Source organism: Flavobacterium sp. (genome assembly GCF_044368625.1).
Lineage (GTDB): Bacteria > Bacteroidota > Bacteroidia > Flavobacteriales > Flavobacteriaceae > Flavobacterium.
This window is the reverse complement of sequence record NZ_JBIPPD010000179.1, coordinates 1-6797: the sequence shown is the minus strand read 5'-3', so window position 1 is coordinate 6797 and position 6797 is coordinate 1. Positions and strand designations below refer to the sequence as shown.

The window sequence follows — 6797 nt, the reverse complement described above, 5'->3', positions numbered from 1 at the left end:
CAAACAAACAAAAATAGATGTTTTTGAAATTGAATATGTAAGCTTAGAACCGCTCGATGAAATGCAAATGCAGAAAATTAAACAAGCAATATCGGAATATTTGGAACCTAATTTGACCGTAATTTTTGATCGAAAGGACTTCTTACAACGGTCAAAAAGCGGCAAGTTAAAACAATTTGTTTCTTTAGTAAAATAAAAAACATGAAAATCACAATAATAGCGGGAGCTAGACCCAATTTCATTAAAATCGCACCCATTATTAAAGCGATTAAATCCAAACAAACAGAAGGGGAAAATATCTCCTTCAGATTAGTCCATACAGGACAACATTACGATAAAAACTTGAGCGGTACTTTTTTTGACGAATTGAATATTCCCTTTCCTAATGCCAATTTGGAAGTCAAAAGTGGAACTCAAGCCGAACAGACCGCAGCCATAATGGTTGCTTTTGAAAAAGAATTAATTCAAAATCCTTGTGATTATGTTTTAGTTGTAGGAGACGTAAATTCTACTATGGCTTGTGCAATTGTGTCCAAAAAAATGAACATAAAAGTAATTCATGTAGAAGCCGGAATTCGTTCGGGTGACATGACGATGCCAGAAGAAATCAATCGAATTGTAACCGATAGTATTACCGATATTTTTTTTACTACCTCAACCTTAGCTGGAAAAAATCTTTTAAAATACGGTGCTAAATCTGATGCTATTCATTTTGTTGGAAACGTGATGATTGATACATTGCATCAAAATTTGAATAGAATTTCTCCGCCTTCTTTTTGGCATGAAAGTACTTTAGAAATTGGAAATTACATTATTTTAACCTTGCATCGTCCCTCCAATGTAGACGAAGAAAAATCTTTGATTGATTTATTAGAAGGAATTGACAAAATGGTTGGCGGGAGAAAAATAATTTTTCCTATACATCCAAGAACGAAAGCAATTTTAAGGGAAACGAATTTAAATTTAAAAAATATTCATTTTGTCGAACCACAAGGTTACTTGAACTTTATGTATTTGATTAAAAATAGTTTTGCGGTAATTACAGATTCGGGAGGAATTTCAGAAGAAACTACAGTTTTAGGAATTCCCTGTTTTACTTTGCGAACTACAACTGAAAGACCTGAAACCATTGAAGTTGGAACCAATAATTTGGTAGGAATTTCTATTGAAAATCTAACTTTAGAATTTACAAAATTCTTAAAAAATGGTTTGCCTCAAAAAGGAATCCCTGAACTTTGGGACGGAAAAAGTTCTGAACGAATTATTGCTATTTTATTGAAAAACCATCAAAAAATTTAGTAAATTTATCGTTAATGGAAGAAATTTTAATCGTATCTAATTATTATCCACCCGAAAAAGGCGCTGCTGCAAATAGAATTGAGCAATTGGCTTTAAAATTAAAACAAAATAATTATACCGTTTCTGTGGTTTGTCCGCTTGGAAATTATCCAAAAGGAATTTTATTTCCAGAATACAAAGGAAAATTTTCGGTGACTGAAAATAGAGAACACATAAGTGTCAAACGCCTTTGGATTTATCCAAGTGTTAGTCCGAATTTATTGGTTCGCATTGTTTCTGTTTTATCGTTTACATTGAGTTTATTTTTTTACTTGCTCTTTAAAAAAACACCTGAAAAAGTGATTGTTCAATCACCTCCTTTATTACTTTCCTTTATTGCAGTTTTGGTACTTTCTTGGAAAAAAAAGAAAATAATTCTAAATGTCTCCGATTTATGGCCTCTAGCTGCAATTGAATTAAATGCATTGAAAGAAAATTCTTTTTCACACAAGAGTTCTCTGTTTTTTGAACGCTTTATATACAAGAAATCGAGTTTGATTTTAGGACAGTCGAATGAAATTATTTCGCACATACACACTTTGTTTCCTGAAAAGGAATGTCATTTGTACCGCAATTTTCCAGACCATAAAATTTCGAAAATAGAATTGGAAACACAGGAAAAGCAACCGATTAAAATTTTCTATGCAGGCCTTTTAGGAATTGCTCAAGGTGTTTTAGAATTGTGTCAAAAAATAGATTTGAACCATTTGAATATTGAGCTACATATATTTGGTGATGGCGCCGAAAAAAAAGCAATAGAAACCTTAATTTCCAACCAAAAACAACAAAAGATATTTTTTCATGGAATGATGGGACGAAAAGAGTTGCATGAAACTTTAAAAACACAAGATATTGCCATTGTACCCTTGAAAACAAGAATTTATGGATCTGTTCCGTCTAAAATTTTTGAGTACAGTTCGCTTGGTTTTCCAACACTTTACCTTGGTGGTGGTGAAGGTGCAACAATTGTTGAAGAAAATAAAATAGGCTGGGTAATTACCGTAGGAGATTATGGTGAATTAAACAAAAAACTGATTTCAATTTCTGATTTAAGTAGGTTAGAATTGGATAAAATGAAGAAAGAAATTTTTACAAAAACCCAAGAAATTTTCAATCTTGACAATCAAATGATTGGTTTAATGAAAAATAAAGTTTTTTAGTACGCTTTTTCTTCGCCCTTGATGGCGTTAACCAAAGTCATCAAAATAATCTTTAAATCGAGTAGCAGCGACCAGTTTTCCATGTAAAAAATATCGTATTTTACACGGTAAATAATGTCTTGATCGTTTTCTACTTCGCCTCGAAAACCATTGGTTTGAGCAAGTCCGGTGATTCCTGGTTTGATAAAATGACGAACCATAAATTTATCTACTTTTCGAGCATACATTTCGGTGTGGCTTACCATGTGTGGCCTTGGTCCTACAACGGACATTTCGCCAAGAAAAACATTAAAAAACTGCGGCAATTCGTCGATACTGGTTTTTCGCATGAACCGCCCGATTTTCGTAATGCGAGGATCGTTTTTTGAAACTTGTTCTAAATCGGCAATTTCATTGAGTCGCATGGAGCGAAATTTGTAACAATTGAATTCTTTGTAGTTCAAGCCATTTCGCATTTGCATGAAGAAAATCGGTCCTTTCGATTCGGATTTTATAAAAATAGCCAATATGGGAATCAACCAAGACAACACAAAAAAGATAATAATTAACGAAAATACGATGTCGAACGTGCGTTTCAAAACCTGATTAATAATGTCGTCCAGAGGAATGTTACGAAGCGATAAAATCGGAATGTATCCGTAATAATCCAGCTTTAAATTTCGAGCGAAAAACTCTTTGTTATCGGGTAAAAATTTTAAGATTTTGAGGTTGTTATCGGCAAAGTCAATAAGATCGTTGACTTGTGGATTGGTCAAATCAAATAACGAACAGTACATTTCGTCGATTTTTTCTTGTTTCACAAAATCGTAACAGGCTTGAATTGCCAACCTCTTATCTGTATCGGTATTAAACGTTTTGATCAATTGGTACCCATAATCGGGATTGTCTTCAAAAAAAGCAGCTAATTGTGCAACCCGCTTTGGACTTCCTAAAAGCACCACTTTTCTGAAATTCCCACCATACAAGGTGCGGTATTTTCGCAAGAAATAATAAATAAACAATTTGAAACTTGCAATAACAAAAAGCGAAAGAGCCGTATATTGAAGGGTTTGTTGTGGATTAGAATTTTTAACATACAAACCTAAAAAAGCAAAGCAAACAATGGTAAACAAAGCAAATTGTTTTAAAATTCGGTTACCAATGGCTACTACTTTTGTAAAACGATACACCTCATAAAAACCAATATTCAGCGAAATAATGATCCAAGATAACGAAATGAAAACGGCAAAATAGAGCGAATACAACACTTCCGACAAAAATAGATAGGCAAATAAATTGATAATTGCCAAATCCAAAACGTACGAAAACGGCCGAATATAAGCGGAATATCTACCGGTTTTGTTTTTCATATTTAGATATTTGTTGTTTTTTATTGGTTAGCCCGAAAACTCGGGACAAGTTAAGTAATTGCTTCGAGTGTTCACTTGGTTCGAGCCACATGGGTCATCCTCTGTATTTGTTTTTCAATTACGGTGTGCTCATTTCATGACTTAATTTATGTACTTCGAAAAATCTTTGTGATCTTCCTTAAGTAATTCTTCCGAAGAAAGGGATTTAAAATATTCGTAGGTAATTTTCATTCCTTCTGCCCGACCAATCTTAGGTTCCCAACCCAGAATTTCCCGTGCTTTGGTAATGTCCGGTTGCCGTTGTAAAGGGTCGTTTAATGGCAATGGATGATACACAATTTTTTGCTTCGTTCCCGTAAGTTTAATGATTTCTTGAGCAAAATCTTTGATGGTAATTTCGTCTGGATTTCCCACATTTATAGGGAGTGCATAATCGGAATGCAGCAACCTAAAAACACCCTCTACTTGATCGCTAACGTAACAAAACGAACGCGTTTGCATTCCATCGCCAAAAATAGTTAAATCTTCACCACGCAACGCTTGACCAATAAAAGCAGGAATTACACGGCCGTCGTTGAGACGCATTCGCGGACCGTAGGTATTGAAAATGCGTAAAATTCGGGTTTCGACACCATGAAAAGTATGATACGCCATTGTGATGGATTCCTGAAAACGCTTGGCTTCGTCGTAAACGCCTCGAGGCCCAATCGTGTTTACATTTCCGTAATATTCCTCTGTTTGCGGATGAACCAATGGATCTCCATAAATTTCGGAAGTCGATGCGATAAGGATTCGTGCATTTTTTACACGAGCCAGACCCAACAAATTATGTGTTCCTAAAGAACCTACTTTTAAGGTTTGAATCGGGATTTTTAGATAATCAATCGGACTTGCCGGAGAGGCAAAATGTAAAATGTAGTCTAAATTTCCAGGAATATGAACAAATTTGGTAATGTCGTGGTGGTAAAATTCAAAATGTTCGAGCTTAAATAAATGTTCAATATTTTTTAAATCGCCGGTAATCAAATTGTCCATTCCTATTACGTGGTAACCCTCAGCTATGAAACGGTCACACAAATGAGAACCCAAAAATCCCGCAGCTCCTGTGATTAAAATTTTTTTCATGTCAAATTTGATTTGTATGCCGTGCTGCTTGGAAGTTTCGAATTAAATAAACAGTATAAAACAATAAAAAAGGTAATCCCTCGCTGTCTGCAAAAAAATGATTCGGTCAAAAATAAAACTATCATTGTAATTGCAAAAGCAATATGTAAGAAATCTTTGTGTTGAATTGCTTTTTTTAGTGTAACATAAATCATTGCGAAAAGCAATAAAAACCCAAAAATACCCAGTTCGGCAAACGTTTGGGTGTATTGATTGTGAAAATTAAAATCGCCATAACCATCATACAATTCGTATTGCAGGGCTTTTTTCTGAATTTGTGCTTGGGAGGCTTCGAGTCCGAAACCCGTAAAAAAAACAGACTCTTCGGCAATCAATTCTTTAAAAATCCTGAACTGGTAGACCCGTAAAGCAGTACCTGGAAAAAACTGATTGGCCTGAAATTTTTCGTCATTCCAAGCCTGTTGTAAACTCACATTGTACACCACACCAGCTCCGTCGGCAATTTTTTCATTAATCGTATTATCTACAAAAGCTGTTTCATATTCCAACAAAAAACGTTCGCGAACCTCTTTTACAAAAAATAATGAAAAGAATAAAAATCCTACAAAAACCGTAACCGTTAAATACCGCACACTTTTGGGTACTTGCGAATAAAAGGAATAATAGCAAATAACAAGTATGAAATCAATGAAAATAATACTTTTGGAAGATAATAAAAACACCATTACAGCCAGAAATCCAATCAATACTCGAATAAGGTTATTTTTTTCTCTTAGATTAATGAAATAAAATAATGCAAACGATACAAAAACCGACATGTAAATGGCGTTGACGTCCAAAGTAACCAATTCGTGGTAAAAAAATGCCGCACTATCGCCCGTGGATATGTATCGGTACAGGGCTTTTAGAATGTAAAAAAGTGAGTACAACACCATTCCATAACTGTACCATTTGAAAATGCTGGTTCGTTGTTCTTGCGTTAGTTTCGGCATTAACAAAAATGCCAAAGGAACAAATAAAAAGATGATTTCTTTTTGTAAACCGGCTAAGGAACGTTCGAAATCATAAGTCCATAAAAGCGAAAGCACCATTAAGGCATAAAAGACGACTGGAATGAAAAGTGTTTTGCTAAAAGAAACATTTGTGGCTTTCCATTTCAACAAAGAAACGAGTACAAACAAAATAATGGAGAGACTACCGATGTTGTGTTTGAGCGGAATGGCGAGTAAAACAGAAACAATTAAAAAAACAAAAATTTCGTTATTTCGCTCTAAGTTGCTGATTTTCAGAAATCGATTTTTCAAATAATTGTAAGTATTGCCCATTTATCAAATTCCAGTTGAACTCTTGGGCAATTGCCAAGAAGTTGTTTTCAATAAATTGCAAGTTATCATTTTTTTTGATTCTTAAAGTTAAATTTTTAACATCATCAGCAGTACTAAAATAATAGGCATTTGCCTTCAAAATAGCTTTGTTAAAATCGTTATCGTTAGCCACAATTAATGCTTTGGAGGCCATCGCTTCGAGCAACGAAGGATTGGTTCCACCTACCGAATGACCGTGAAAATAAATGTTGGCATAATACCTCAAATTATCCAAATGATGCATATTATAAACCGCTCCCAAAAACCGAATTGCAGTTGTGTTTTTAAATTTTTCTTTTAAATAAATTCCAAATTGGGTTTCGTGGTTTCCAACAACTAAAATGGGCGTTTCGGTCTGGCTTAAAACAATACCGTCAAGAATCGTTTCAATATTATTTTCGGGTTCCAAACGTGCCAAAATCATGTTGTACTGATTGGGTTGAACGTTATAATTTTCTAAA

Annotated in this window: 6 protein-coding genes and 1 pseudogene; 3 read left to right on the top strand and 4 right to left on the bottom strand. The window is 34.3% G+C overall.

Annotated elements, in window-relative coordinates:
- The 3 genes and pseudogenes from ACIQ2X_RS12295 to ACIQ2X_RS12285 form a co-directional block, all read left to right on the top strand.
- A pseudogene (locus tag ACIQ2X_RS12295) lies at positions 1-196 on the top strand (phenylacetate--CoA ligase family protein); the annotation flags it as partial.
- 5 nt (positions 197-201) lie between these two features.
- Positions 202-1299, top strand: coding sequence for a non-hydrolyzing UDP-N-acetylglucosamine 2-epimerase (wecB, locus tag ACIQ2X_RS12290; RefSeq protein ID WP_396179212.1), 1098 nt, complete (start codon positions 202-204; stop codon positions 1297-1299).
- Positions 1300-1313: 14 nt separating this feature from the next.
- Complete coding sequence (locus tag ACIQ2X_RS12285; protein ID WP_396179211.1) at positions 1314-2498, top strand: glycosyltransferase family 4 protein; 1185 nt, start codon at positions 1314-1316, stop codon at positions 2496-2498.
- Here the strand turns inward: ACIQ2X_RS12285 and ACIQ2X_RS12280 are convergent.
- From ACIQ2X_RS12280 to ACIQ2X_RS12265, 4 genes are all read right to left on the bottom strand, one after another.
- Positions 2495-3847 (bottom strand): exopolysaccharide biosynthesis polyprenyl glycosylphosphotransferase, encoded by a 1353-nt coding sequence (locus ACIQ2X_RS12280; RefSeq protein ID WP_396179210.1) that lies wholly within the window; start codon positions 3845-3847, stop codon positions 2495-2497. The two genes, ACIQ2X_RS12285 and ACIQ2X_RS12280, sit on opposite strands and share 4 nt — an antisense overlap.
- A 141-nt stretch (positions 3848-3988) precedes the next feature.
- Entirely contained in the window at positions 3989-4972 is a 984-nt protein-coding gene (locus tag ACIQ2X_RS12275; protein ID WP_396179209.1) for a UDP-glucuronic acid decarboxylase family protein, read from the bottom strand.
- A complete protein-coding gene (locus ACIQ2X_RS12270) occupies positions 4969-6297 on the bottom strand; it encodes an O-antigen ligase family protein (RefSeq protein ID WP_396179208.1) in 1329 nt (442 codons plus the stop codon). Before ACIQ2X_RS12270 ends, ACIQ2X_RS12275 begins: the two co-directional genes overlap by 4 nt.
- A partial coding sequence (locus ACIQ2X_RS12265) for a glycosyltransferase (RefSeq protein ID WP_396179207.1) occupies positions 6233-6797 on the bottom strand: 565 nt, incomplete at its 5' end. The genes ACIQ2X_RS12270 and ACIQ2X_RS12265, both read right to left, overlap by 65 nt.